This is a genomic window from Streptomyces sp. NPDC001544 (assembly GCF_042894285.1).
Lineage (GTDB): Bacteria > Actinomycetota > Actinomycetes > Streptomycetales > Streptomycetaceae > Streptomyces.
This window is the reverse complement of sequence record NZ_JBIAVN010000006.1, coordinates 51,354-75,392: the sequence shown is the minus strand read 5'-3', so window position 1 is coordinate 75,392 and position 24,039 is coordinate 51,354. Positions and strand designations below refer to the sequence as shown.

Sequence of the window (24,039 nt, the reverse complement as noted above, 5' to 3'; positions counted from 1 at the left end):
GGCGGTTCTAGGCTCGCACGGTCCTACTCATGAACTGCGTTCACATGTATGATCGGAGTGCTTGATGGGTGGAAGATCCCGTGCGGCCGTTCTCCTGGCCGCGGTGGTGACCTTGGGAGCCACGCTCGTGCCCGCCGCGCACGCGGCACCGAGGCCTCCCCGAACGGCCGTCCTCGACGGCGCCCGCCTCCAGCAGACCCGGGCCCGCATCCAGCACGGCGACCCGCGACTCGAACGTGCGCTCAAGGGCCTGACCGCCCGCGCCGACGCCTGGCTCGGGCAGGGCCCGTGGACGGTCGTCGACAAGCCGAAGCCGGCGCCCGGCGGCGGCGTCCACGACTATCTGAGCCAGGCCCCCTACTGGTGGCCCAGCACACCACCCACCGCCGACAACCCCTGGGGCTGCCCCTACGTCCAGCGCGACGGGCAGCGCAACCCGGAGGTCGACAGCGGCACGGACCGGCAGGACGCCGAGAAGGTCTTCGACTCGACCTACGACCTCTCCCTCGCCTGGTACTACACCGGGAGGCGGAGCTACGCCGAGAAGGCCGGACAAATCCTGCGCACCTGGTTCCTCGATCCGGCCACCCGGATGAACCCCAACCTGAACCACGCGCAGTTCATCCCCTGCAAGTACGACGGCCGGGCCATCGGCATCATCGACTTCTCGCAGTCGTACAGCAGCGTCCTGGACGCGCAGGCGATCCTCGCCACGGGCGCCCCCGGCTGGACCGCGAAGGACCGGACCGCGATGGGGAAGTGGAACACCGACTTCCGCGACTGGCTGAAGAACAGCGACTTCGGCGCGCAGGAGGGCGCCGCCGCCAACAACCACGGCACCTTCTACGACATGCAGCTCGCCGCCCTGGCGTACGCCACCGGCGACGAGGACCTGGCACGCCGGACCGTCCTCGGCGCGCGCGCCAGGCGGATCGACCCGCAGATCGCCGCCGACGGCAGTCAGCCGCAAGAGCTCGCGCGCACCCGGAGCTGGCACTACTCGACCTTCGACCTGGTCGCCTACACCCGGCTTGCGGCCATCGGACGGCACGTCGGCGTGAACCTGTGGGCCTATCGGGGCCCTGAGGGGCAAGGGCTGGCCAAGGCGGTCGACTACCTGCTGCCCGCCGCCACCGGCGCCACCTCCTGGCCGTACCCCGAACTGGAGTTCCACCGGTACGCGGCGAGCGACGTCGTCCACGCCGCCGCCGACGCGGGGGACAGGGCGGCCCTGAAGGCCGTGTCCAGGCTGGAGTCCCCGCCCGGCGGTGACCTCTGGGCGCTGCGGCCCGCCGCCGAGCAGCTGGACTCCATAGCGGGCTGACCGGAGGCTTCCCCGCCTTCCTCGCGGCCGGGGCTGCTGAGCGCTCGCTTAGGATGGTGGCAGGTGTACGCGTGTCCCAGGCGTACGCCCGCCCCGTCCAGCCACGCTCAGGAGCCCTTCCGTGACCGCCGAAGCGCCACCCGTCCCCGCCCTCGCGTACGGCCGGCTGATCCCCGTCGCCGTTCACTTCGACGACCTGGACGCGCTCGGGCTGCTGCACAACGCCCGCTACCCGCTGCTGGTCGAGCGCGCCTGGACCGAGCTGTGGCACACCCATGGCGTCCGTTTCGAGGGGGACTGGGCGGCCGCGGGAGACGCCTGCAACGCCGTCAAGGAGCTGCGGATCACCTACGAGGCGCCGGTGACCAGCCCGGGGGAGTACGCCGTCCACCTGTGGCTGGAGCGGCTCGGCACCACCGGCCTCACCTACGGCTTCCGCTTCTGCTCGGCCGACGGGGCGGTCACCTACGCGCACGGCACCCGGGTGCTGGTCCGGCTGGACGCGGCCACGCTGCGTCCCACCGCGTGGACCGAGGCGTTCAGGACTGCCGGTCGGGAACTGCTGCGGCCGGCGCACTGATCTCGCGCGAGCCCCGGCCACCGCCCAGCACCCCCGCGAAGACGGCGATGCCGCAGGCCAGCGCCGTCACCAGACCGAACGACACCACCAGGCTGGTGGCCTGCGCCACCCCGCCGATCAGACTCGGTGCGATCAGCCCCGAGGTGTACGTGATGGTCGCCACGCCCGCGATCGCCTGACTGGGGTTCGGGCCGCTGTGGCCGGCCGCCGCGAAGCACAGCGGGACGACGACCGCGATCCCGAGACCCATCAGCGCGAACCCGGTCATCGCCACCGCCGGGTACCGCGCGACGACGATCAGCAGGCCGCCGAGAACCGCCAGGACGCCCCCGGCGCGGACCGTTCGGACCGCCCCGAAGCGGTTCACCACCGCGTCCCCGGCGATCCGGGCCACCGCCATGGTCAGCATGAAGCCGGTCGTCGACGCCGCCGCGAGACCGGCCGAGCCGTCCAGCCGGTCGCGCAGGAAGACCGCCGACCAGTCGAGGCTCGCGCCCTCCGCGAACACCGCGCAGAAACCCACCGCGCCGATCAGCAGCGCGGACCTCGGCGGCAGCGCGAACCTCGGCGGCGGCTCCTCGTCCTCGGCGGGCTGCACGTCCAGCACCCAGCCGCACGCCAGTACGCCGAGCAGCGTGAGCACGGCCGCCGCCAGCGCGAAGTGCAGCCGGGCGTCGGAGCCGAGATGCGCGGCGAGCGTGCCGGCCGCCGAGCCGATCAGGGCGCCGGCGCTCCACATGCCGTGCAGCCCCGACATGATCGACCTGTCCAGCAGGCGCTCCACCTCGACGCCCAGCGCGTTCATGGCGACATCGGCCATCCCGGCGGTGGCGCCGTAGACGAACATCGCCAGGCACAGCGTGTACAGGTTCGGCGCGAGGGACGGCAGCACCAGGGCGAGAGTCCACAGCGCTATCAGGCCCCGAAGGGCCGTACGGCTGCCGAAGTGGTGGCTGATCCGGCCGGCCAGCGGCATCGAGCACGAGGCGCCGAAGGCGGTGAAGGCCAGGGCGAAGCCGAGCTGCCCCGTGCTGAGCGAGGCATGGTCCTGGATCCACGGCACCCGGGTGGCGAAGGAGCCGGTGACGGCACCGTGCACGGCGAAGACGGCCGCCACGGCGTAACGGGCGCGCCGGACCGGCCGCCGGTCGTCGGCCATGTGACTCATGTTCCGTCCCCTCCCTGGATGGGCACACCCCGCTGCACCGCCGTAAACTATCAGGGAGCCTGCCTGATAGATAGCGCGTTCTCCGCGGCGGCGGGCGCCGCGATCTGGGAGGATTCCGGTCATGCCCGCATCACCGAGCACCGCCCGGGCCATCAACGACCGGCTCGCCCTGCGGCTGCTGCAGCAGGAAGGCCCGCTGACGGCGGGGCAGTTGAAGCAGCGGACGGGACTGTCCCGGCCGACCGTCGCCGACCTCGTCGAGCGGCTCACCGCCTCCGGGCTGATCACGGTGGTGGGGGAGTCCGGGGAACAGCGCCGGGGCCCGAACGCCCGGCTGTACGGCATCGTCGCCGACCGCGCCCACCTCGCGGCGCTCGACGTGCGGACCGAGAGCGTCTCCGTGCTGGTCTCCGACCTCCTCGGCCGGGTACTCGCCGAGGCGTCCGTACCGATCGGCGGGGACGGCGGCACGGGCCCCGCGGAGGAGCAGGCGGTGGCGCTGGTGGAGCGGGCGGTGAAGGAGGCCGGGGCCGACCGGTTGCACACCGTCGGCATCGGCGCACCGGGTCTGATCCACCCCCGCACGGGTGAACTGCGCGACTCGGCGGGGCTGCCCGGCTGGCACCGCGGCCTGGTCGCCGCGCTCCAGGAACGCTTTCTCCAGGCTCGCGTCAGCGTCGAGAACGAGACCAACCTCGCCGCCCTCGCCGAGCAGCGCGAGGGCGCCGCCCGCGACCGGGACACCTTCGTCCTCCTCTGGCTCGGACACAGTCCCGGCGCCGCCGTCGTCCTCGACGGCACCCTGCGCCGGGGTGCCTCCGGAGGCACCGGCGAGATCGGCTTCCTGCCCGTTCCGGGCGCGGCCGCGCTGCCCTCGGCGACCGACTGCTCGGGCGGTTTCCACTCCCTGGTCGGGGCGGCGGCGATCGCGGAACTGGCCGTGGCCCACGGACTCCTGGGCCCCGGCAGGGAGGAGCCCGGCGCGGCCGTGGCGGTGCGCGAGGCGGCCGCGGCGGCGGGCGGGGACGGGGCCGGTGACGCGCCCGCGCGCTTCCTCGACGCCCTGGCCGACCGGATCGCCATCGGCGTCGCCTCCGTCGTCGCCGTCCTGGACCCCGGGTGCGTGGTCCTCGGCGGCGAGACCGGCCAGGCCGGCGGTGAGCCGCTGGCCGCACGGGTCGCGGGGCGGATCTGCCGGATGTCCCCCATGCCCACCGAGGTACGGGCGAGCGAGCTGGGCGGCACCGCGGTGCTCCGCGGAGCCCTGCTGACGGCCCGGGAACGGGCGCAGGACGAACTGTTCGCACCCCCGTCCCCCCTTGAAGCGGACTCCGGGCTGCGGGGGCCGCGCTGGGACAGGCCCTAACCCTGGGCCCCGCCCCCGAACCGCCGCTCCAGATAGTCCTCGAATGTGCCCTTGTCCACCGCCAGACGCGGTGTGAGGTGGCCGCCTTCGCGGAAGGCGCGGAAGGTCCTTCCGGGCAGCGCGATGTGCGCGGTGGGACGTCGACGGCCGGTCGCCTTCAGATAGGCGTGGGCCAGCGACTCCATGGTGCGTACCTCGGGGCCGCCCATGTCGGCCACGCGCCCCGCAGGCGCCCCGGCCGCCAACTCGACGAGACGTGTGTCCTCGGCATCCGCGGCCGAGCCGAGCATCCGGTAGGCCAGGCCGAACAGCCGTGGACGATGGGCTTCGAACGCGTCGGTGAACGGGGCCGTCATGCGAGCACCCTGCCAGAGCGGGGTCCGGCGGCGGGCAAGGGCCGTCGTCACCGCCGCCGGGCCCGACCGCACCCTAAAAGGACTAGACCAGCCGGTCAATAGTCCGGACCAATATCGAGGCGGACGGTGACGACGGGGGGACTGTGAGCCACCCCACATGGATCACCCGCATGGGTGCGGGCTGGGCGTGGCACACTGGCCCTGTACCAGAAGCAGCGCACTCCGGGGTCGGTGAAAGTCCGAACCGGCGGTTACAGTCCGCGACCCGGTCGCTTCCAGCGGCCGGTTGACCAGGTGAAATTCCTGGACCGACGGTTAAAGTCCGGATGGGAGGCAGTGCGCGGCGGGCGGGCATGCACATGTGCGCGCCGCCGTCTGGGCTCGTCCGGTCGCGGACGGGTCCCTCCGGCGTCGCACCGGTTCTGCTCATCCGCTTCATTCTGTCGTCATCGACAGACCCCGGAGTCCGTGCCCGAAGAGGCAGGAGGACCCGGGAAGTGTTCACCGGAATCGTCGAAGAGCTGGGCGAGGTCACCGCCGTCGAGAACCTCGGCGACGCCTCCCGCTTCCGACTGCGCGGCCCCGTCGTCACCGAGGGTGCGAAGCACGGCGACTCCATCGCCGTGAACGGCGTCTGTCTCACCGTCGTCGACCACGAGGGCGACGAGTTCACCGCCGACGTCATGGCCGAGACCCTGGACCGCTCCAGCCTGGGCGCCCTCTCCGCCGGCTCCCGGGTGAACCTCGAGCGCCCCACCGCCGTCGGCGCCCGCCTCGGCGGCCACATCGTGCAGGGCCACGTCGACGGCACCGGCCAAGTACTGGAGCGCAAGCCCTCCGACAACTGGGAGATCGTCAAGATCTCACTCCCTGCGGACCTGTCGCGCTACGTCGTCGAGAAGGGCTCCATCACCGTCGACGGCATCAGCCTCACCGTCGTCGACGCCGGCCCCGACCACTTCACCGTCAGCCTCATCCCCACCACCCTCGCCCTGACCACCCTCGGACTCAAGCAGCCCGGCGACCCGGTCAACCTCGAGGTGGACGTCGTCGCCAAGTACGTCGAGCGGCTGCTCGCGGCGGGTCAGGGGGCCGCGAAGTGAACGCGCTGAACTCCGAGGCGTTCACCCTCCTCGGCCAGCACATCCTCTGGTCGGACATGATCGGCAACATCCTCGGCCTGATCACCCTGGCACTCGGCTGGCGACGCTCGCTGTGGACCTGGCCGGTCCAGTTCCTGTCCGGCCTCGTCCTCTTCGGAGCCTTCTTCGGCCATCTGACGGGCAGCGCCGGCAAGCAGGTCGTCGTCATGACGGTCGCCCTGTACGGCTGGTGGCAGTGGAACCGGAACAAGGGCCGGTCCGAAGACGGCGGCGACGGCCACATCGCCCCCCGGTTCGCGACCTGGACCGAGCGCGGCGCCATGCTGGCCGCCGCCGCCGTCGGCACGGTCGCCGTCGCCCTGCTCTTCAAGGCCTACCCGAGCCTGTCCTGGGACCCCTGGCCGGACGCCTACATCTTCGTCGGCACCATCGTCGCCATGTACGCCCAGGCACGCGGCATGGTCGAGTTCTGGATCGCCTGGCTCCTCGTCGACCTCGTCGGCGTCCCCCTGAACTTCGCCAACGGCTACGCCTTCTCCGGCTTCGTCTACGTCATCTACGGCGCGCTCGTCCTGTGGGGCATGCGCGACTGGTGGCTGCGCTCCCGCCAGGGCTCGCGGCCCGCTCTGGAAGGAGTCCCCGCATGACCGCGGCACCCATCCTCTACAGCACGGACGGCTTCGAGGACTTCGCGCTCGACCCGGTCGAGCAGGCCATCGCCGACATCGCGGCCGGACGTCCGGTCGTGGTCGTGGACGACGAGGACCGGGAGAACGAGGGCGACCTCGTCATCGCCGCCGAGAAGGCGACGCCCGAGATCGTCGCCTTCATGATGAGCGAGTGCCGCGGCCTGATCTGCGCCCCCATGGAGGGCGAGGAACTGGACCGGCTGAGGCTCCCCCAGATGGTCGAGGACAACACCGAGTCGATGAAGACCGCCTTCACCGTCTCCGTGGACGCCTCCGCCGCGCACGGTGTCAGCACCGGCATCTCGGCCTCCGACCGGGCGACCACGCTGCAACTGCTGGCGAGCGGCGACGCCGAGCCGGCCGACTTCGTCCGTCCCGGCCACGTCTTCCCGCTGCGCGCCAGGCCCGGCGGGGTCCTGGTCCGCAACGGCCACACCGAGGCCGCCGTCGACCTCGCCCGGCTCGCGGGCCTGCGCCCGGCCGGTGCCATCGTCGAGATCGCCGGTGAGGACGGCCGCATGCTGCGCCTCCCGGAACTGATCCCGTTCGCCCGCAAGCACGGCCTGACGATCATCTCCATCGAGGACCTGATCGCCTACCGCCGAGGTACGGAGCCCACCGTCCGGCGCGAGGCCGAGACCCGCCTGCCCACCGCACACGGCACCTTCACCGCGTACGGCTACCGCTCCACTGTCGACGGTGTCGAGCACGTCGCCCTCGTCCACGGCGAGATCGGCGACGGGGAGGACGTCCTGGTCCGCGTCCACTCCGAATGCCTCACCGGTGACGTGTTCGGCTCCCTGCGCTGCGACTGCGGCCCCCAGCTCGACACCTCCCTGCAGCGCATCCAGGACGAGGGCCGGGGAGTCGTCGTCTACCTGCGCGGACACGAGGGCCGCGGCATCGGCCTGCTGTCCAAGCTGCGGGCGTACGAGCTCCAGGAACAGGGCCACGACACCCTCGACGCCAACCTCGAACTCGGCCTGCCCGCCGACGCCCGCGACTACGGCGCCGGCGCGCAGATCCTCGACGACCTCGGCGTCCGCAGCCTGCGCCTGATGACCAACAACCCCGAGAAGACCGAGGCGCTGCTGCGTCACGGCATCGAGGTCACCGGCCGCGAGCCGATGCCCGTCCAGGCGGGCGAGCACAACCTGCGCTACCTGCGCACCAAACGGGACCGGATGGGACACGACCTGCCCTGGCTGGACACGCCCGCCGTGCCGGCCCCCGCGGCCGCGTCCGCGGCAGCATCTGTGACCGCGTCCGCGGCAGCATCTGTCGCGTCCGCGGCCACCTGCGGCAACCAGTAAGAGAAAGCACTTAGGAGAGACGTGAGCGGCAAGGGTGCACCGGAACTGTCCGTACGCAACGCGAGCGACCTCAGGGTCGCGGTCATCGCGGCGCAGTGGCACGACAAGGTGATGGACGGTCTGGTGAACGGCGCCCTGCGCGCCCTGAGCGACCTGGGCATCGACGAGCCCACGCTGATCCGGGTCCCGGGCAGCTTCGAGCTCCCGGTGGCCGCCAAGGTGCTGGCCGGCCGCGGCTACGACGCGGTCGTCGCCCTCGGCGTCGTCATCCGCGGCGGCACCCCGCACTTCGACTACGTGTGCCAGGGCGTCACCCAGGGCCTCACCCAGGTCTCCGTGGAGACCGGCGTCCCCGTCGGCTTCGGCGTGCTGACCTGCGACACCGAGGAGCAGGCCTTGGACCGGGCCGGTCTGGAAGGTTCGAACGAGGACAAGGGACACGAGGCCGTGACCGCGGCGGTGGCAACCGCGGTCACACTTCGCTCAGTATCCGAACCCTGGCACTGAGGCACGGCCCGGACCGCGTAGGGTGAGGACCACCATGTCCAAGAAGACGTTCGAGGAGCTCTTCACCGAGCTCCAGCACAAGGCCACCCACGGCGACCCCGCCACCTCCCGCACCGCCGAGCTGGTCGGCAAGGGCGTCCACGCCATCGGCAAGAAGGTCGTCGAGGAGGCCGCAGAGGTCTGGATGGCCGCCGAGTACGAGGGCAAGGAGGCGGCCGCCGAGGAGATCTCGCAGCTGCTCTACCACGTCCAGGTGATGATGGTCGCCCGCGGGATCTCCCTGGACGACGTCTACGCCCACCTCTGAGCCGTACCGCAGACAACCCGTACAGAACGAGCAAAGGAAGCCGACCTCATGCTGCGCATCGCCGTCCCCAACAAGGGTTCCCTGTCCGGCCCTGCGGCGGAGATGCTGCATGAGGCCGGCTACCAGCAGCGCCGGGAGTCGAAGGAACTGCGCATCGTCGACCCGGGCAACGAGGTCGAGTTCTTCTACCTCCGCCCCCGCGACATCGCGATCTACGTCTCCTCCGGCCGCCTCGACATCGGCATCACCGGCCGCGACCTGCTGATCGACTCCGGTGCCAACGCCGAGGAGATCCTCCCGCTCGGCTTCGCCCGCTCCACCTTCCGCTTCGCCGCCAAGCCGGGCACCGCGAACGGCATCGAGGACCTCGCGGGCAAGACGGTCGCCACCTCCTACGAGGGCATCGTCGCCAAGCACCTCGCGGACAGCGGCGTCGACGCCTCGGTCGTCCACCTCGACGGCGCCGTGGAGACGGCGATCGAGCTGGGCGTCGCCGAGGTCATCGCGGACGTCGTCGAGACGGGCACCAGCCTGCGCAACGCCGGCCTCGAGGTCTTCGGCGAGCCGATCATGAAGTCCGAGGCCATCGTCGTCCGCCGCACCGGCGCCGACACCGAAGAGCCCAAGGTGCAGCAGTTCCTGCGCCGCCTCCAGGGCGTCCTGGTGGCCCGCACCTACGTGATGATGGACTACGACTGCCGTGTGGAGCAGCTCGAGAAGGCCGTCGCGCTCACCCCCGGCCTGGAGTCCCCGACCGTCTCCCCGCTGCACAACGAGGGCTGGGTCGCCGTCCGCGCCATGGTCCCGGCCAAGGAGGCCCAGCGGATCATGGACGACCTGTACGCGATCGGTGCCCGGGCCATCCTGACCACCGCCATCCACGCCTGCCGCCTCTGAGCCGCAGGAGGGACAAGCAGGGATAAGCGCCAGATGTCCGACCTTCCCGACCTTCCCGTCACCTTCCGGCCGGGGCACACCCGCGTGATTCTGCTCACCGCGGGCGTCGCGATCTTCGTGGTCATCTCGGGGATCGCGGTGCTCCTGGAACACCTCGGCCCGGGGGAGCGGCTCAGCTTCGTGATCACCGGTGCCCTCATCTTCGGCGTGCTGGCCCAGCTCGCCCGGGTGAGGGTCGTGGCCGACGACTCCGGCGTCACCGTCGTCAACATCGCAAGCAGGCGGCACCTGGACTGGGCGGAAATCGTCCAGGTGAACCTCCGTCCGGGCGATCCCTGGGTGTTCATCGACCTCAGCGACGGCACCAGCCTGCCCGCGCTCGGCATCCAGCCGGGCGTCGCCAAGCAGCGCGCCATCGCCGACGCGCGCACCCTCCGGGCGCTCGCCGAGGCCCGCTCGACGGCCCACCCCGTGGAAGATCAGGGCTGACTCGGAGCCGTCGACCCTGCCGTAGTGGCCCGTGTCTTGATTAATCTGGTGATGGAGGCGTTTTCGCTGCGCCTCCGCCCCTGTGCGCCGCCCGGCGTCCAGGGGTTCCTGCTACCCGAGGAGTGACTCCCTCCGGCGATGGACGGATCGTCCTGTAGTACCTGCGCCGCCCCCTCCCGACATCACGGTGAGGCGGTGGCATCATGACCACCCCCCTGCTGCTCCTCGCGGCGGCGTTCCTGCTGATTCTCGCCAACGGTTTCTTCGTGGCGGCCGAGTTCGGCCTGGTGACGGTCGAACGCCCGGATGCCGAGAAGGCCGCCGCCGAGGGCGACAAACGCGCCCGTACGGTCGTCGAGTCGCTGAAGGAGCTGTCCTTCCAGCTGTCCGGCACCCAGCTCGGCATCACCATCACCTCCCTCGTCGTCGGCATGCTCGCCGAACCGGCCCTGGCCGAGCTGCTGCACCGCCCGTTCGCGGCGGTCGGCCTCCCCGAGGGAGCCGTGTCCGGTGTCGCCGTGGTCGTCGGCATGCTGCTCGCCTCGGCGATCCAGATGGTGATCGGCGAGCTGGTGCCCAAGAACTGGGCGGTGTCCAAGCCGCTGCAGGTCGCCCGGTTCGTGGCCGGCCCGCAGCACCGGTTCGCCCGCCTGTTCCGCCCGGTGATCGCCGCGCTCAACACGGTCGCCAACCGGCTCGTCCGGGCCCTGGGCGTCGAACCCGCGGAGGAACTGGCCTCCGCCCGCACCCCCGGGGAACTCGTCTCCCTCGCCCGGCACTCCGCCCGGGCCGGCGCCCTGGAGCAGGACACCGCCGACCTGTTCGTGCGCACCCTGTCGCTGGGCGAGCTGACCGCGCAGCACGTCATGACCCCGCGCGTGAAGGTCAGCGCCCTGCAGTCCTCGGCCACCGCCGAGGACGTGGTCAACCTGACCCGCGCCACCGGACTGTCCCGCTTCCCCGTCTACCGGGAGAAGATCGACGAGATCGTGGGCATGGCCCACCTCAAGGACGCCCTGGCGGTCCCGGTCCACGACCGGCTGCGCACCCCCGTCGGCCGCATCGCCCGTCCGGCCCTGCTCGTCCCCGAGACGCTGCCCGTCCAGCCCCTGCTGGCCCGGCTGCGCAGCGAGCAGCCCATCGCGGTCGTCGTCGACGAGTACGGCGGCACCGCCGGCGTGGTCACCCTGGAGGACATCGTCGAGGAACTGGTCGGCGAGGTCCGCGACGAGCACGACGGCCAGCTCGTTCCGGAGCTCGCCGCCGCCCCGCCCGAGGACGGCAAGCCCGCCTGGGACGTCGACGGCAGCTGCCGCGTGGACATCCTCCTGCGCATAGGCCTCGACGTGCCCGAGGGCCCGTACGAGACCGTCGCGGGCCTGGTCGCCGACCTGCTCGGCCGTATCCCCGCCCCCGGGGACAAGGCGGAACTGCCCGGCTGGCGGCTGTCCGTCCGCCGGGTCGGCCACTACCGTGCCGAACGGGTCCGCCTGGTGCGCACCACCCCCGCGGTGAACGTCGTGGAGGCCGTTCGATGAGCCTCCTCCAACTGTTCTTCGCCGCGCTGCTCGTACTGGCCAACGGCTTCTTCGTCGGCGCCGAGTTCGCACTCGTCTCCGTCCGCCGCAGCCAGATCGAGCCGCTCGGCACGGCCCGGGCCCGGCAGGTGCTGTACGGCCTGGAGCGGCTGCCGCAGATGATGGCCGCCGCCCAGTTCGGCATCACCGTCTGCTCACTGACCCTCGGCGCGGTCGCCGAACCGACGGTGGCGCACCTCCTCGAGCCGGTGTTCGAGTGGATCCGTCTGCCGGAGGGAATGATCCACCCGCTGGGGTACGTCATCGCCCTCGCCGCCGTCGTCTTCTTCCACCTCGTCATCGGCGAGATGGTCCCGAAGAACCTCGCGATGGCCGCCCCGGAGAAGGCCGCGCTGTGGCTCAGCCCCGGTCTGGTCGCCTTCGCCCGCCTGTGCCGGCCCATCACCGTGGCCCTCGGCGCCTGCGCCCAGGGGATCCTGCGGCTGTTCCGGGTCGAGCCCAAGGACGAGGTCGAGGCCGTCGTCACCAGCGAGCAGCTCAACCGCCTGCTGGAGGACTCCGGCCAGGCCGGCCTCCTCGACCCCGAGGAGCAGGAGCGCCTGGAGGACGCGCTGGAGCTGGGCTCGCGCCCGGTCACCGACGTGCTCCTCGGGCGCGAGTCCCTGGTGACGGTGGCTCCGTCGGTCACGCCGGGGGAGATCGTCGAGCTGACCGCGCGCACCGGGTACTCCCGGTTCCCGGTCGCGGCGGAGACCGGCGCCTTCATGGGCTACCTGCATGTGAAGGACGTACTCGACCTGGAGGAGTCGGAACGGGCCGTCCCGCAGCACGTCTGGCACCCGATGACGACCCTGCGGGCCGAGCTGCCGCTCGACGACGCCCTCACGGTGATGCGGCGCGCGGCCACCCATCTGGCCCAGGTGGCCGACGCCTCCGGCAAGGTGCTCGGCCTGGTCGCGCTGGAGGACGTCCTGGAACTCCTGGTCGGCGAGGTCCGTGACCCGGCCCACCGGGAGACACCGGATGCCAGGGTGAGCGACCCCCGGGTGAGCGGTGAGCCGGAGGAGGCACTGGCGAGCTGAGCCTGGGTGCCGCTGCGCAGTCGAGCAGCGGCACCCGGCCGGCGCCGGCGAGCGACACCCCCCGGCGCCGGCCCCGGCCCACCGCACCTACATGGCCGACGGATCCTGGGGCCCCCGCCCCGACAGCACCTCTCCATAGGCCTGCATCAAGTCGGGCAACCGCAACGTCGCCAGATCGTCCCGAGTCAACATCCCCGGATACGTGGACAACCGCAGATCCCGGTACGCACAGCTCTTCTCGTACAGCGTCCGCAGGAACCGCCCGTTCCCCAGCTCGTCGATCCACCCCTGCTCGACGACATGCCCCGCGATCGACCGCAGCTCGTCCAGCGCCTCCTCGTCCCACACGTCGCCGTTCTCCGCGGCGAGCACCTCACCGATCGAGGTGAGTTCGAGGGGCCGGTAGGACGGGAAGTCGACGCGGGTGGTGAAGCGGGAGGACAGCCCGGGGTTGGCGGCGAGCAACCGGTCCATCCCCTCCGGATAGCCGGCCAGGATCACCACCAGGTGGTCGCGGTTGTCCTCGGCCCGCTTGAGCAGCACCTGCAGGGCCTCGTCGCCGTACGCGTCGCCCTTGCCGTATCCGGAGTTGGACAGCGAGTACGCCTCGTCGACGAACAGCACCCCGCCGATCGCGGAGTCGATCAGCTCGTTGGCCTTCACGGCCGTCTGGCCCAGGTACTCCCCGACCAGGTCGGCCCGCTGCGCCTCCACCAGGTGGTCACCGCCGAGCAGGCCGAGGGCGTAGAAGACGCGGCCGAGGATACGGGCGACGGTGGTCTTGCCGGTGCCCGAGGGGCCGGAGAAGACGAAGTGCCGTTTCGGCGGCTGGACCGGCAGGCCCTGCCCGGCACGCAGCCGGGCCATGTTCAACTGTGCGGACAGGGCCTTGACCTGGCGCTTCACGGGCTCCAGCCCCACCATGCGCTCGAGTTCGGCGAGCGCGGCCTCCAGCAGCGCGGGATCGGTCGGTCCGGCGGGCAGCGGCGAGGACGGTGCGACGGTCTTCGCACGCACCGCCGGGTCGGTCACCGACGGCATCGCACCGGCCGACGGCAGGTCGGCCTCGGTCAGCCGCAGGTCGCGGCCCTCGGTCCCGAAGAGCGGATCGAGCACGTCGGGGCCGTCGACGGTGTCCTGGCCGACTCCGGTGAGTGTGATCGCCGCGAGATCGGTCGCGTCGTCGTACCCGTCGCTCTCGGCGATGGCGGCGAGCCGGGCGGAGGTGTCCATGAAGGCCGAGTCGACTCGGTGCACCGCCCGGTACAGGGGGAGCGCCGCGGCGCTGCGGCCGGTGCCCTCGTGCGCCCGGGCCAGCCAGTATCTGAGCTCCTTGCGCTGCGGCTGCTCGCTGCGGCAGCGCATCAGGGCCGCCGAAAGCAGCGGCTCGGCCTGTCCGTACATCTCCAGCCGGACCCGGGCCATGCCCCCGAACAGGCCTGCCTCGATGCCCAGCAGGGCATCGTCGAGCAGCGGGTCGGTGTGCCGGACCAGCTGCTCCCAGTCCTTGACCAGATAGGCGCGGCAGGCATGCAGGAAACGGACCTGCGCGTCGGTGTCCACGGGTGGCAGCCCGGCGAGGGCACGGTCCAGCTCCGGTACGTGGCGGCCGTCCAGCCAGTGCGAGGCGTGCGCCAGCAGCAGGTCGCGGGGGCTTTCGAGCACCGGTTGCACCCACCAGCCCAGCCAGTACCAGGAGTTGAGGGTGCGGCGGTGCCGGGCACGCTGCTCCCCGAAGCGGTCCCGGTGCCGGTACATCCTGAGCAGGGCGGTCGTCGTGTCGACGCGCAGCGCGTGCAGCCCGAGCCAGCCGTCGGCCATCCCGGGGTCCATCCGCACCGCGGCGCGGAACTCCTCCTCCGCCTGGGGGTAGGCGCCCATGGTGTAGGCGTCCACGCCTCGTAGCCAGGCGAGGTCGGCCGGGGCCTCGGGGCCTTGCGTGCCGAAGTCCATCACGTCCCCCACAAAACGTGCCCCCGTAGGTTCGTCGCCGTACCGTCGTCCCGGCGACTGCCTTGGTCGAAACGCTGTACTGCGGACCGGAGTTGCAGATGCGCGAAGCAGCCGTTCGATGGTCGCACCGAGGGCATCGTACCCGCGTGGCGTCCACCCGCCGAAGGGTGCCGCACGAGCCGTTGCGCGAGGTGGGAGCAGATGGGGCGCACACGGCGCGGTGACCGAGGGTGAGCGAACGACGGCGCACGGCGCCCGGAAACCGGCCCGCGGGCAGAACGAAGCCCCCGATCACGGGGGAACAACCGGGGGCTTCGCGTAGGTGGACGGCCCCGATGGACCGCACATTGAGAACGTAAGACCTGTCCGGGCCCCCGGTCAAGCCGAGTTGGAGCACTCGAACGGTTCTCGGACACGGCTCTTCGCGAGATCGGCGCAACGCGGACGGAACGTCACTCACAGCGACAGGCTTGGTCCGGTCCAGGAGACGCCGGAGGCATCGGCAGCACCTCGTACCCCAGCGGTGACTGCCGTACCAGGAAGTCGGCGTACGGACGCGAGGGATCCCCCCTGAAGTGCGCGCGTTCCGCCCGGACCCAGCCGGCCCAGAAGGTGCTCTGCTCCGGTCCGTCCCGCAGCCGTCCCCGCGCCCACGAGGCCTCGCAGGGCAGTTCCATCCACAGCAGCCCCGCCAGGTAGGGCCGCAGGGCGCGGCGGCCGGCACCGACCCCCTCGACGAGAAGCACCGGTGCGGGTGGCAGCGCGCTGGGCGGGCCGAAGCGCCGGGTGCGCCAGTCGTACGGCGTGTAGTACGCGGTCTCGCCGCGGCCGAGCGGCTCCAGCACCTGGGCCAGCAGGCGCCCGGTCCAGTCGAAGAGCTGCTCGTGCGTGGCGATGTCGTCCAGATGCAGTACCGGAGCTCCGCCCAACTCGACGGCGAGGCGTCCGGCGAACGTGGACTTGCCGGAACCGGCGTGCCCGTCGACGCCGACGAGGCGGACCGGGCCGCAGGAAGGCGGCAGCGCGTGCAGCCGGGAGGCGAGGTCGTGAATGACGATTCCTGAGGTGTGGTGTGGTGTGGGAAGTTTTCCGGAAACATTCTAGTAGTGGCCCATAGTGGGTGGACCGGCGGCCGAAAAGAAGTCGCGCCTTGAACCATCGGCCGGCAGCCAGTCAATCCGGCGGATTGAGACCCGAAATCTCCTGACCGATATGTCGAATTCGGCATTCCCGGTGCGTGCGCGGCTGAGTAAAGTGCGTCCTGCACAACTGCGATGCGCCGGGCGGGGACGGACAGGGGTAGATGGCCGCGGACTTATTCGAAGGGCAGTATGTGTGGCATCCGGCGGCCGACGACCGCGTGCTCGCGCATGTTTGCCTCGACGTGCGCGCCGGACGTTACAGAAGCGCCCACGAAGCGCTGGCCGAGACGGGTGCCGACTACGGCCTGCGCGCCCACCGCTCCCTGGTCCTGGCCTCCGAGGCCGCCGGCAGCGATCTCGTCGAACGCTGGCTGGCGGAGGAGCCGGCACCCGAATCGGCGCTGATGTGGGCCCGGGTGGCCGTGCAGCGGGCGCTCAGGGCCGCCGACGCACGCGACGAGCGGGCCGAGGCCCTGGAGCGGATCGCGCTGGCCGCCTGCGACCGGGCCGCCGCCCTGGCTCCGGCCGACCCCACGCCCTGGGTCGCCAAGCTGGCCATGGCCCGGCTGCACCGGCTGCGCGAGCCGGCCCCGCACGGACTGCTCACCTCCCCGCCCGGCCCCTGGCGGCTGTTCGCGCACGTGCTGTCCCTCGACCCGTGGCACCGCGAGGCCCACCACCGCTTCCTCTCCTTCTTCTTCACCCGGTACGGCGGCTCGGTCAACGCGGCCTGGGACGTGGCCGCCTTCCTCAGCCAGCGGGCACCCGCCGACTCCCCGCTGCGGCTGCTGCCGCTGGTCGCCCTGGTCGAGAGCTACAACCCGACCCAACTGCTCGCCGACCGCGTCTGGGAGCAGCCCCAGTGGCGCTCCACGGCCCTCGCGATCTACCACAACTGGCTGCCCAGGGTGGCCGGATACCGCTTCACCCCGGTGCTCGACCTGGCCTACCTCGCGCACGCGCTGGTCATGGCCCAGTGCGAGTTCGAGGCCCGGGCGGTCTTCACGGCGATGGGCCGCTACGCCTCCCGCATGCCCTGGAGCGCCTTCGGTGATCCCGCGGAGCAGCTCTCCAGGGCCCGGCGCACCTGCGGCCTGCCGGTGCCGGGGCCCGGCTGACCGCCCGGCTTCCTGCTCGTCCCCCTACCCAGAGAAAGGTCGATCTGTGTCAGAACGGATATCGACTCCACGGGCCGGAGCCCGCGGGGGAGAGGGCCCGACCGCGCTCGACGACGACGCGACCCTGCACGCGATGGGTTATCCGCGGAAACTCACCCGTCGGTTCCAGGCGTTCGACAATTTCGCGATCTCCTTCACCATCATCAACATCATCTCGGGTATTTTCTCGTCCTTCGGCTACGGCATGAACGCGGGCGGCCCCCGTATTCTCGTGTTCGGCTGGATCGGTGTCTCCGTGATGGTGCTGTTCATCGGCGCGGCCATGGCCGAGGTGGCCTCGGCCTATCCGACGAGCGGGGCGCTGTATTTCTCAGCCGGTAAACTCGCCAAACGCCACAAGGGCGCCTGGTCCTGGTTCACGGGCTGGCTGAACTTCGTGGGCCAGATCGGCGGCACCGCCGCCACGGGATACGCGGCGGCGACCTTCATCCAGGCCTTCGTCGCCCTCCAGTGGGACTCCTACGAGCCCACCGTCCACCAGACGGTCCTGATCACGGCCCTGATCATCGTGCTGCAGGGCCTGGCCAACACGTACACCGTCCACCTGGTCGCCGTCCTCAACCGGATTTCCGTCTGGTGGCTGCTGATCGGACTCGTGGTGATCGTGAGCGCACTGATGGTGATGCCGGACCACCACCGGTCGGCCTCCTTCGTGACGCATTTCGTGAACAACACGGGCTTCACCAACGGTCTTTACGGCGGCATGCTCGGCCTGCTGGTGACCAGTTGGACCTTCACCGGCTTCGACGGCAGCTTCCACATGTCCGAGGAAACCGTCCGGGCGACGGTGAACGCGCCGAAGGGGATCACCCGTTCGATCGGGTATTCGGCGATCACCGGGTTGATCCTGATGCTGGCACTGGTCTACAGCATCGGTGACTACGGCAGGGTGGCGGGCTCTTCCGCGCCGCCCGTCCAGATCCTCATCGACGGTCTCGGCCTGGGCTGGGCCAAGGCGCTGCTGCTGGTCGTGATCGGCGCGATGCTCTTCTGCGGTCTGGCCAACCTCACCAGCAACACCCGGCAGATCTTCGCCTTCTCCCGGGACGGCGCCATGCCCGGCTCCCGCTGGTGGCATTCGGTGTCACCGCGTACCCGTACCCCGGTCAAGGCGGTGTGGCTGGCGGTGGGCTGCTCGCTCGCACTGGTGCTGCCGGGCTGGTGGTCGCACACGGCGTTCACCGCGATCGTCAGCGTCAACGTCGTCGGGCTGTTCCTCGCCTACGCCGTGCCGATCTTCCTGAGGCTGCGGCTCGGTGACGACTTCCATCCGGGGCCCTGGCACCTGGGCCGCTGGGGCCGTCCGATCGGCTGGCTCGCCGTGGTCTGGATCCTGCTCAGCAGCGTGCTGTTCATGCTGCCGCAGGCGTCCCCGATCACCGCCGACTCCTTCAACTACGCGCCGATCGCGCTGGCCGCCGTCCTGCTGGTGGCCACGGTGTGGTGGTTCGCCACCGCCCGCCGCCGCTTCCAGGGGCCGGTCGGCTACGGCCGACCGGACGAGGTCGCGGCCATGGACCTGGTCTGACGCACCGTCACGACCCCGGCGTGCGTACCCGGACACGCACGCCGGGGCCGACCGTGTTCCGTGGTGCCCGCCAGTGGACGAGACCAATATTCGTGGGCGTGGCACGGGCCGAAGTGCTGGCAGGGGCATGCCGCCTGCCCCATAGTTGGCGCACAGCCGTGCAACGGACCGCCCGACCGCCCGACACCTGACACCTGGGGGTCTTCCGCCCATGAGCACTGCCGAACAGCCTTCCCGCAGAACCGTCCTGGCCGCGGCCGTCGCCGCCGCGGTGGTCTCCGGAACCGGCCCCGCGGTCGCCGCGAGCGGCACCGCGGCCGCCGACGCCGAGGACCCCGGCCGCACCACGGCCCGCTCCGTCGACTACCGCGCCTGGACGACGTACCAGGACTGGCGGGGCGGCGCCGCGAAGGGCACCCGTGCCGTCGCAGGTCCCCGCCCCGGCCTGGTGATCGCCGACCCGGTCGGCACCACCGACTACACCGATCCGCACACCGGCACCACGGCCGCCTGGGAGTACGCCACCTGGACCTCGCCGGTGCACCGGCTCGCCGTCCCCGCCACTGAGGCGATCGCCTCCTGGAACGCCGGCACCCCGGCGGGCACCTGGCTCCAGGTCGAGCTGCAGGGGGCCTACTCCGACGGCACCGACACCCCCTGGTACGTGATGGGCCGCTGGGCGGCCGGTGACCAGGACATCAAGCGGACCTCGGTGGACGGCCAGACCGACGGCAGGAGCACCGTCTGGACGGACACCTTCGCGATCGACGACGCCTCCACCGGTCTGCGCCTGACGTCCTACCGGCTGCGGCTGACCCTGTACCGCAAGCCCGGCACCACGCTCACCCCCACCGTCTGGCGGCTCGGCGCCATGGGCTCCGACGTCCCCGACCGCTTCACCGTCCCGGCCTCCACTCCCGCTCGGGCCGGTGAACTGATCGTTCCGCGCTACTCGCAGGAGATCCACGCGGGTCAGTACCCCGAGTACGACAACGGCGGTGAGGCCTGGTGCAGCCCCACCTCCTCGCAGATGATCATCGAGTACTGGGGCGACCGGCCCACCCCCGGGCAACTGTCCTGGGTGGATCCGTCCTACGCCGACCCGCAGGTGTGCCACGCGGCCCGGAACACCTACGACTACCAGTACCAGGGCTGCGGGAACTGGCCGTTCAACGCCGCCTACGCGGCCACCTACCCGGGTCTGCAGGGCGTGGTCACCCGGCTCGGTTCGCTCACCGACGTGGAGACGCTGATCGCGGCCGGCATCCCGGTCATAACGTCCCAGTCCTTCCTCAAGACGGAGCTGACCGGCGCCGGATACGGGACCTCGGGCCACCTCATGACCGTGATCGGCTTCACCGCCGAGGGTGATGTGATCGCCAACGATCCGGCCTCGCCGAGCGACGCCGCGGTGCGGCGGGTGTACCTGCGGCGGGAGTTCGAGAACATCTGGCTCAGGACCAAGCGGTACAACGCCGCCGGCAAGGTCGTCTCCGGTACGGGCGGCGTCTGCTACCTGTACTTCCCCGCCCGCCCGGGTCTCCGCCGGCGCCGGGCACTCGCGTCGGTGGGCGTGTGCTGAACGGCTGTCTGTGACCGACGTCTCCGCCGCACGAGCCACGACCGATGGCAGGGTGGACACAACGGTGGGGGGATTCCACCCGGCACAGCGAACCTCGGTGAGACACCATGACCGCACACTCGGCCATCGCCGCCCGCACCCGCACCGGCGGCCCGCAGGACGACGGGCCCGAACTCCTCGAGCACGTCATGGGCTGGATCCTGGTCGTGGTGATCGCCGTGCTCGTGACCCGGATCGGCCTGCTGTGAGCTGACGGCCCGGACGGGAACGGCTGTTCGACGGAGCGCCCGATGTTGTTCTGACATACTTCCGATGTCCCGCCGCCCGCCCGAGACCAGGGTCCGAATTGAATATGAGGCAACAGGGTGCCGCCGTCCGTCCTCCGACGCGCGGTACCCAGCGCTCCGCGACGCGTCGTGCCGAACTCATCGCCATCGGCCGGAAGTTGTTCGCCGACACGTCCTACGACGCGCTCTCCATGGACGACATCGCCCGGCAGGCGCATGTCGCCAAGGGCCTGATCTACTACTACTTCCAGTCCAAGCGCGGGTACTACCTGGCGATCATCCAGGACTCGGTCGCGGGTCTGGTCAAGCACGCCGCGAGCGGTCTCGACCTGCCGCCCGTGGACCGCGTCCACCGCACCGTCGACAGTTATCTGCGCTACGCCGAGCACCACCAGGCCGCGTACCGCACCGTCGTCAGCGGGGGAGTCGGGTTCGACGCCGAGGTGCACGCCATCCGGGACGGGGTCCGTGAGGCGATCGTGGCGACCATCGCCGAGGGGGCCTACGGCCGCCGGGACGTCGCTCCGCTGGCCCGCATGGGCCTGCTCGCCTGGGTGTGCAGCGTGGAGGGGGCCACCCTGGACTGGATCGACCGGCCGGGACTGTCCCGCGACACGATGCGTGAGCTGCTGGTGAAGACCCTGGGCGGCGCCCTGCGCGCCATCGAGGAGATGGACCCCGCCCATCCGGCTCCGGAGCCGGCCCGACGCGACGCCTGAGCGCGGTCCGGACGCGGGGGACCTCTGGGGTGGACGACTTGAAGTGAGCGGTCGTTAACTGGTGACGAGAGGTCGCTGATCGGGCATACTCACAGCGCACAGCCGCTGGTCAGCGGCTTCCGAGACCCGGGAGCGCGCGCATCGGCCGACCAGACGAATCAGGCGGCGCCGCCCCACCCAAGGCGCACGTCCGCCGATGCGCCCGAACAGGGAGGAGAGCGTCGCCATGCCCGACCGCGCCCAGCAGCCTGTGGACCGGCAACTGCCCACGGACGAGGCCCGGGACCTGATCTCGCTCGTCCGTGAGATCGCGCAGCGTGAGATCGCACCGAAGGCGGCCGAGGAGGAGGACGCCGGACGCTTCCCGCGCGAGACATTCACCCTGTTGTCGCAGTCGGGCCTGCTGGGTCTGCCGTACGACTCCGAGTACGGCGGCGGCGACCAGCCCTACGAGGTCTACCTGCAGGTCCTCGAGGAGCTCGCGGCGGCCCGCCTCACCGTCGGCCTCGGCGTCAGCGTGCACACCCTCGCCTCCTACGCCCTCGCCGCCCACGGCACCAAGCAGCAGCAGGTCGAGCACCTGCCCGCGATGCTCGGCGGCGGACTGCTCGGCGCCTACTGCCTCTCCGAGCCCTCGTCTGGCTCGGACGCCGCCTCACTGCGCACCAGGGCGGTCCGCGACGGCGACGACTGGGTGATCACCGGGACCAAGGCGTGGATCACGCACGGCGGCGTCGCCGACTTCTACACGGTCATGGCCCGCACCGGCGAGGACGGCCCGCGCGGGATCACCGCGTTCCTCGTGCCCGGCGATGCGGAGGGCCTGAGCGCCGCCGTGCCCGAGAGGAAGATGGGCATGAAGGGCTCGCCCACCGCCCAGGTCCACTTCGACGACGTACGGGTCTCCGACGAGCGGCGCATCGCCGAGGAGGGCCAGGGCTTCTCCATCGCCCTGTCCTCGCTCGACTCCGGGCGTCTGGGCATCGCGGCCTGCGCCATCGGCCTGGCCCAGGCGGCGCTGGACGAGGCCGTCGCCTACGCGACCGACCGCAGGCAGTTCGGGCGGGCGATCGCCGACTTCCAGGGCCTGCGCTTCATGATCGCCGACATGGCCACCCAGATCGAGGCGGGCCGCGCCCTGTACCTGGCGGCGGCCCGGCTGCGGGACGCCGGCCTGCCGTTCGCCAAGCAGGCCGCCATGGCCAAGCTGCACTGCACGGACACGGCCATGCGGGTGACCACCGACGCCGTGCAGCTCCTCGGCGGATACGGCTACACCGCGGACTTCCCGGTGGAGCGTTATATGCGCGAGGCCAAGGTCCTGCAGATCGTCGAGGGCACCAACCAGATCCAGCGGATGGTCATCGCCCGTCACGTAGCGGGGCCGGAAGGGCGCTGAACTGCCCGAGCGTCGCCGACGGGGCCGCCAGCCTGACCCACTCCGGGTCGTGGCGGCCCGGCAGGGTGCGGCCCCGGTCGGCCCAGACGCGCATCAGGTCGCGGTAGATGGGCGGATCGGGCGGCGGCGGAGGCACCGGTCCGGTGGGCCGGGGAACGAACACACGGTACTGACGCCCGGTCGCCGATTGTCTGGGGGTCATACCAGGGCAACGCCCGCACCGGCGGACAGGTCACCGCTCCGACGAATCGAGCGTGAGTTCACGGCCGCCCCCTCGGGTGGGCCGTCGGCGTACTCGCGCGGAAGTCCTGCACCACGGCGGTCCGCGTGCCATGGTGCAGGGTGCCGGTGTGCGGCGCGGTGTCTCAGGCGGCCTGGCCGCGCAACGTCGCCACGCGCATCGGGCGAGAGCCCGGGCCGCCGACGTGCGAGAAGGGCTGCGTCCGCCAGTTCAGGCCCTGCGGCAGGGTCAGCAGGAGCGCGGTGTCCTGTTCCTGGGGCCGGGAGGAGTCGTCCGCGGGGCGGGCGTCGGCCGCCGCACGGCCCGTGCCGGCACACACCGTGAGGCCGAACGGGTTCCACGGCGAAGCGCACAGAGCGTGCTCCGGCAGGACCTCCTCGTCCGCCAGCAGGGCGATGGGCTGCGCGCAGTCCGGGCAGATGACCCGGTACATCTCGAAGGTGTCGTAGGCGTCGGGTTCCTCGATGTCCACGTCGTCGAAGGCGTCGGGTTCGACGCCCTCCGGCTCGGGCTCTACGACGGACTGCCGCCGCTTGGGCATGGTGCGACCAGGGCGCTTAAGACTCTGCATTGGGTTCTCCCCCTCGGGCTGGGCCGTGAAGGCACTGCGGCCTCGACCACAGCAAGCACTTCCCGTCCGTTCTCGGCGGTAATCACGAGAGCATCACGGAGCCTGCTCGGTGACTGTGGCGTTCGTCACATGCCGCCCGCAGGTGTCCGGTGCGGCGTGTTTGTCCCTCAGGTGGCTCACAGTACGCCCTCCGGGACATCACGAACCGGCTATGACCTGGCTTGCTCAGGTATCCGAGGAGATCAAGCGCACTGTAGGTTTTGGCCCCATGGAGGAGCTGGACCGTCAAATCGTGCAGCTGCTCGTCAAGGACGGGCGGATGAGCTACACAGACCTGGGCAAGGCCACGGGCCTGTCCACGTCGGCCGTGCACCAGCGGGTGCGCCGGCTGGAGCAACGTGGCGTCATCCGTGGCTACGCCGCGGTCGTCGACCCGGAGGCCGTGGGGCTGCCCATGACCGCCTTCATCTCGGTGAAACCGTTCGACCCCAGCGCCCCCGACGACATCGCCGACCGGCTCGCCGGCGTCCCCGAGATCGAAGCCTGCCACAGCGTCGCGGGCGACGAGAACTACATCCTCAAGGTGCGCGTGGCCACCCCGCACGAGCTGGAGGAACTCCTCGCCCGGCTGCGGTCGCTGGCCGGGGTGTCCACCCGTACGACGGTGGTGCTGTCGACGCCGTACGAGGCCCGGCCGCCGAAGATCTGAACCGGCCGCCC

Annotated in this window: 23 protein-coding genes, 1 pseudogene and 1 riboswitch; of the genes and pseudogenes, 19 read left to right on the top strand and 5 right to left on the bottom strand. The window is 71.2% G+C overall.

Annotation, left to right across the window (positions count from 1 at the left end; all coding sequences use genetic code 11):
* Positions 1–64: 64 nt before the first annotated feature.
* Together ACFY0F_RS17540 and ACFY0F_RS17535 are read left to right on the top strand one after the other, a co-directional pair.
* The gene (locus ACFY0F_RS17540; RefSeq protein WP_388794274.1) at positions 65–1,324 is read left to right on the top strand and encodes an alginate lyase family protein; all 1,260 of its coding nucleotides are present in this window, start codon (positions 65–67) and stop codon (positions 1,322–1,324) included.
* Between the two features lie 121 nt (positions 1,325–1,445).
* Positions 1,446–1,904: an acyl-CoA thioesterase gene (locus ACFY0F_RS17535; RefSeq protein WP_388794271.1), complete on the top strand. Its 459-nt coding sequence runs from the start codon at positions 1,446–1,448 to the stop codon at positions 1,902–1,904.
* Here ACFY0F_RS17535 and ACFY0F_RS17530 read toward each other — a convergent pair.
* Complete coding sequence (locus ACFY0F_RS17530) at positions 1,864–3,072, bottom strand: MFS transporter (protein ID WP_388794268.1); 1,209 nt, start codon at positions 3,070–3,072, stop codon at positions 1,864–1,866. The genes ACFY0F_RS17535 and ACFY0F_RS17530 overlap by 41 nt on opposite strands.
* A gap of 121 nt (positions 3,073–3,193) precedes the next feature.
* Here ACFY0F_RS17530 and ACFY0F_RS17525 point away from each other — a divergent pair, with 121 nt between their 5' ends.
* Positions 3,194–4,438 carry an ROK family transcriptional regulator gene (locus tag ACFY0F_RS17525; protein WP_388794265.1) on the top strand — a complete coding sequence of 415 codons (1,245 nt, stop codon included), beginning with the start codon at positions 3,194–3,196 and terminating at the stop codon, positions 4,436–4,438.
* Here the strand turns inward: ACFY0F_RS17525 and ACFY0F_RS17520 are convergent.
* Positions 4,435–4,695: pseudogene (locus ACFY0F_RS17520) on the bottom strand (nucleoside-diphosphate sugar epimerase); the annotation flags it as partial. The gene ACFY0F_RS17525 and the pseudogene ACFY0F_RS17520 overlap by 4 nt on opposite strands.
* A 312-nt stretch (positions 4,696–5,007) precedes the next feature.
* A riboswitch (FMN riboswitch) is annotated at positions 5,008–5,138 on the top strand.
* Between the two features lie 153 nt (positions 5,139–5,291).
* Between ACFY0F_RS17520 and ACFY0F_RS17515 the strand changes: the two are divergent.
* The 9 genes from ACFY0F_RS17515 to ACFY0F_RS17475 all read left to right on the top strand — a co-directional run bounded on the left by ACFY0F_RS17515 (position 5,292) and on the right by ACFY0F_RS17475 (position 12,719).
* On the top strand, positions 5,292–5,897 hold the full coding sequence (locus ACFY0F_RS17515; RefSeq protein WP_388794262.1) for a riboflavin synthase: 606 nt from the start codon (positions 5,292–5,294) through the stop codon (positions 5,895–5,897).
* The gene (gene pnuC / locus ACFY0F_RS17510) at positions 5,894–6,544 is read left to right on the top strand and encodes a nicotinamide riboside transporter PnuC (protein WP_388794259.1); all 651 of its coding nucleotides are present in this window, start codon (positions 5,894–5,896) and stop codon (positions 6,542–6,544) included. Before ACFY0F_RS17515 ends, pnuC begins: the two co-directional genes overlap by 4 nt.
* A complete protein-coding gene (locus ACFY0F_RS17505) occupies positions 6,541–7,899 on the top strand; it encodes a bifunctional 3,4-dihydroxy-2-butanone-4-phosphate synthase/GTP cyclohydrolase II (RefSeq protein WP_388794256.1) in 1,359 nt (452 codons plus the stop codon). The genes pnuC and ACFY0F_RS17505 overlap by 4 nt, the downstream gene beginning before the upstream one ends.
* 21 nt (positions 7,900–7,920) lie before the next feature.
* Positions 7,921–8,406: a 6,7-dimethyl-8-ribityllumazine synthase gene (ribH, locus tag ACFY0F_RS17500; protein ID WP_388794253.1), complete on the top strand. Its 486-nt coding sequence runs from the start codon at positions 7,921–7,923 to the stop codon at positions 8,404–8,406.
* 34 nt (positions 8,407–8,440) lie between these two features.
* Complete coding sequence (locus tag ACFY0F_RS17495; protein ID WP_190196936.1) at positions 8,441–8,713, top strand: phosphoribosyl-ATP diphosphatase; 273 nt, start codon at positions 8,441–8,443, stop codon at positions 8,711–8,713.
* A 48-nt stretch (positions 8,714–8,761) separates the two neighbouring features.
* Complete coding sequence (gene hisG, locus ACFY0F_RS17490) at positions 8,762–9,610, top strand: ATP phosphoribosyltransferase (protein ID WP_388794250.1); 849 nt, start codon at positions 8,762–8,764, stop codon at positions 9,608–9,610.
* A gap of 33 nt (positions 9,611–9,643) precedes the next feature.
* Positions 9,644–10,099 (top strand): PH domain-containing protein, encoded by a 456-nt coding sequence (locus ACFY0F_RS17485; protein ID WP_388794247.1) that lies wholly within the window; start codon positions 9,644–9,646, stop codon positions 10,097–10,099.
* A 203-nt stretch (positions 10,100–10,302) separates the two neighbouring features.
* The gene (locus tag ACFY0F_RS17480; RefSeq protein WP_388794244.1) at positions 10,303–11,637 is read left to right on the top strand and encodes a hemolysin family protein; all 1,335 of its coding nucleotides are present in this window, start codon (positions 10,303–10,305) and stop codon (positions 11,635–11,637) included.
* Positions 11,634–12,719 (top strand): hemolysin family protein, encoded by a 1,086-nt coding sequence (locus ACFY0F_RS17475; RefSeq protein WP_388794241.1) that lies wholly within the window; start codon positions 11,634–11,636, stop codon positions 12,717–12,719. Before ACFY0F_RS17480 ends, ACFY0F_RS17475 begins: the two co-directional genes overlap by 4 nt.
* A gap of 87 nt (positions 12,720–12,806) precedes the next feature.
* Here the strand turns inward: ACFY0F_RS17475 and ACFY0F_RS17470 are convergent, their stop codons facing one another.
* Both ACFY0F_RS17470 and ACFY0F_RS17465 read right to left on the bottom strand, forming a co-directional pair.
* A complete protein-coding gene (locus ACFY0F_RS17470) occupies positions 12,807–14,672 on the bottom strand; it encodes an AAA family ATPase (protein ID WP_388794239.1) in 1,866 nt (621 codons plus the stop codon).
* A 452-nt stretch (positions 14,673–15,124) separates the two neighbouring features.
* Positions 15,125–15,724, bottom strand: a complete 600-nt coding sequence (locus ACFY0F_RS17465) for a uridine kinase (RefSeq protein ID WP_388795237.1) — start codon at positions 15,722–15,724, stop codon at positions 15,125–15,127.
* Between the two features lie 251 nt (positions 15,725–15,975).
* Between ACFY0F_RS17465 and ACFY0F_RS17460 the strand changes: the two genes are divergently transcribed.
* The 6 genes from ACFY0F_RS17460 (at position 15,976) to ACFY0F_RS17435 (ending at position 22,507) form a co-directional block, all read left to right on the top strand.
* Positions 15,976–16,932 (top strand): hypothetical protein, encoded by a 957-nt coding sequence (locus tag ACFY0F_RS17460; RefSeq protein ID WP_388794236.1) that lies wholly within the window; start codon positions 15,976–15,978, stop codon positions 16,930–16,932.
* Between the two features lie 46 nt (positions 16,933–16,978).
* Positions 16,979–18,520: an amino acid permease gene (locus ACFY0F_RS17455; RefSeq protein WP_388794234.1), complete on the top strand. Its 1,542-nt coding sequence runs from the start codon at positions 16,979–16,981 to the stop codon at positions 18,518–18,520.
* Positions 18,521–18,731: 211 nt separating this feature from the next.
* Positions 18,732–20,102 (top strand): peptidase C39 family protein, encoded by a 1,371-nt coding sequence (locus ACFY0F_RS17450; RefSeq protein WP_388794231.1) that lies wholly within the window; start codon positions 18,732–18,734, stop codon positions 20,100–20,102.
* A gap of 107 nt (positions 20,103–20,209) precedes the next feature.
* Positions 20,210–20,350 carry an SCO1431 family membrane protein gene (locus ACFY0F_RS17445; RefSeq protein ID WP_388794228.1) on the top strand — a complete coding sequence of 47 codons (141 nt, stop codon included), beginning with the start codon at positions 20,210–20,212 and terminating at the stop codon, positions 20,348–20,350.
* 98 nt (positions 20,351–20,448) lie between these two features.
* Positions 20,449–21,108 carry a TetR/AcrR family transcriptional regulator gene (locus tag ACFY0F_RS17440; RefSeq protein WP_388794226.1) on the top strand — a complete coding sequence of 220 codons (660 nt, stop codon included), beginning with the start codon at positions 20,449–20,451 and terminating at the stop codon, positions 21,106–21,108.
* A gap of 226 nt (positions 21,109–21,334) precedes the next feature.
* A complete protein-coding gene (locus tag ACFY0F_RS17435; protein ID WP_388795234.1) occupies positions 21,335–22,507 on the top strand; it encodes an acyl-CoA dehydrogenase family protein in 1,173 nt (390 codons plus the stop codon).
* Positions 22,508–22,872: 365 nt separating this feature from the next.
* Here the strand turns inward: ACFY0F_RS17435 and ACFY0F_RS17430 are convergent, their stop codons facing one another.
* A complete protein-coding gene (locus ACFY0F_RS17430) occupies positions 22,873–23,319 on the bottom strand; it encodes a hypothetical protein (RefSeq protein ID WP_388794224.1) in 447 nt (148 codons plus the stop codon).
* Between the two features lie 268 nt (positions 23,320–23,587).
* On the opposite strand from ACFY0F_RS17430, the gene ACFY0F_RS17425 reads away from it, so the two are divergent.
* Complete coding sequence (locus ACFY0F_RS17425; protein ID WP_066997022.1) at positions 23,588–24,028, top strand: Lrp/AsnC family transcriptional regulator; 441 nt, start codon at positions 23,588–23,590, stop codon at positions 24,026–24,028.
* The last annotated feature ends 11 nt before the right edge of the window (positions 24,029–24,039 follow it).

Coding starts and splice junctions, on each gene's coding strand:
- ACFY0F_RS17540 (WP_388794274.1), top strand. CDS start 65: ATGGGTGGAAGATCCCGTGCGGCCGTTCTCCTGGCCGCGGTGGTGACC.
- ACFY0F_RS17530 (WP_388794268.1), bottom strand. CDS start 3,072: ATGAGTCACATGGCCGACGACCGGCGGCCGGTCCGGCGCGCCCGTTAC.
- ACFY0F_RS17525 (WP_388794265.1), top strand. CDS start 3,194: ATGCCCGCATCACCGAGCACCGCCCGGGCCATCAACGACCGGCTCGCC.
- ACFY0F_RS17505 (WP_388794256.1), top strand. CDS start 6,541: ATGACCGCGGCACCCATCCTCTACAGCACGGACGGCTTCGAGGACTTC.
- ACFY0F_RS17495 (WP_190196936.1), top strand. CDS start 8,441: ATGTCCAAGAAGACGTTCGAGGAGCTCTTCACCGAGCTCCAGCACAAG.
- hisG (WP_388794250.1), top strand. CDS start 8,762: ATGCTGCGCATCGCCGTCCCCAACAAGGGTTCCCTGTCCGGCCCTGCG.
- ACFY0F_RS17485 (WP_388794247.1), top strand. CDS start 9,644: ATGTCCGACCTTCCCGACCTTCCCGTCACCTTCCGGCCGGGGCACACC.
- ACFY0F_RS17480 (WP_388794244.1), top strand. CDS start 10,303: ATGACCACCCCCCTGCTGCTCCTCGCGGCGGCGTTCCTGCTGATTCTC.
- ACFY0F_RS17475 (WP_388794241.1), top strand. CDS start 11,634: ATGAGCCTCCTCCAACTGTTCTTCGCCGCGCTGCTCGTACTGGCCAAC.
- ACFY0F_RS17470 (WP_388794239.1), bottom strand. CDS start 14,672: ATGGACTTCGGCACGCAAGGCCCCGAGGCCCCGGCCGACCTCGCCTGG.
- ACFY0F_RS17460 (WP_388794236.1), top strand. CDS start 15,976: ATGGCCGCGGACTTATTCGAAGGGCAGTATGTGTGGCATCCGGCGGCC.
- ACFY0F_RS17450 (WP_388794231.1), top strand. CDS start 18,732: ATGAGCACTGCCGAACAGCCTTCCCGCAGAACCGTCCTGGCCGCGGCC.
- ACFY0F_RS17445 (WP_388794228.1), top strand. CDS start 20,210: ATGACCGCACACTCGGCCATCGCCGCCCGCACCCGCACCGGCGGCCCG.
- ACFY0F_RS17435 (WP_388795234.1), top strand. CDS start 21,335: ATGCCCGACCGCGCCCAGCAGCCTGTGGACCGGCAACTGCCCACGGAC.
- ACFY0F_RS17430 (WP_388794224.1), bottom strand. CDS start 23,319: ATGCAGAGTCTTAAGCGCCCTGGTCGCACCATGCCCAAGCGGCGGCAG.
- ACFY0F_RS17425 (WP_066997022.1), top strand. CDS start 23,588: ATGGAGGAGCTGGACCGTCAAATCGTGCAGCTGCTCGTCAAGGACGGG.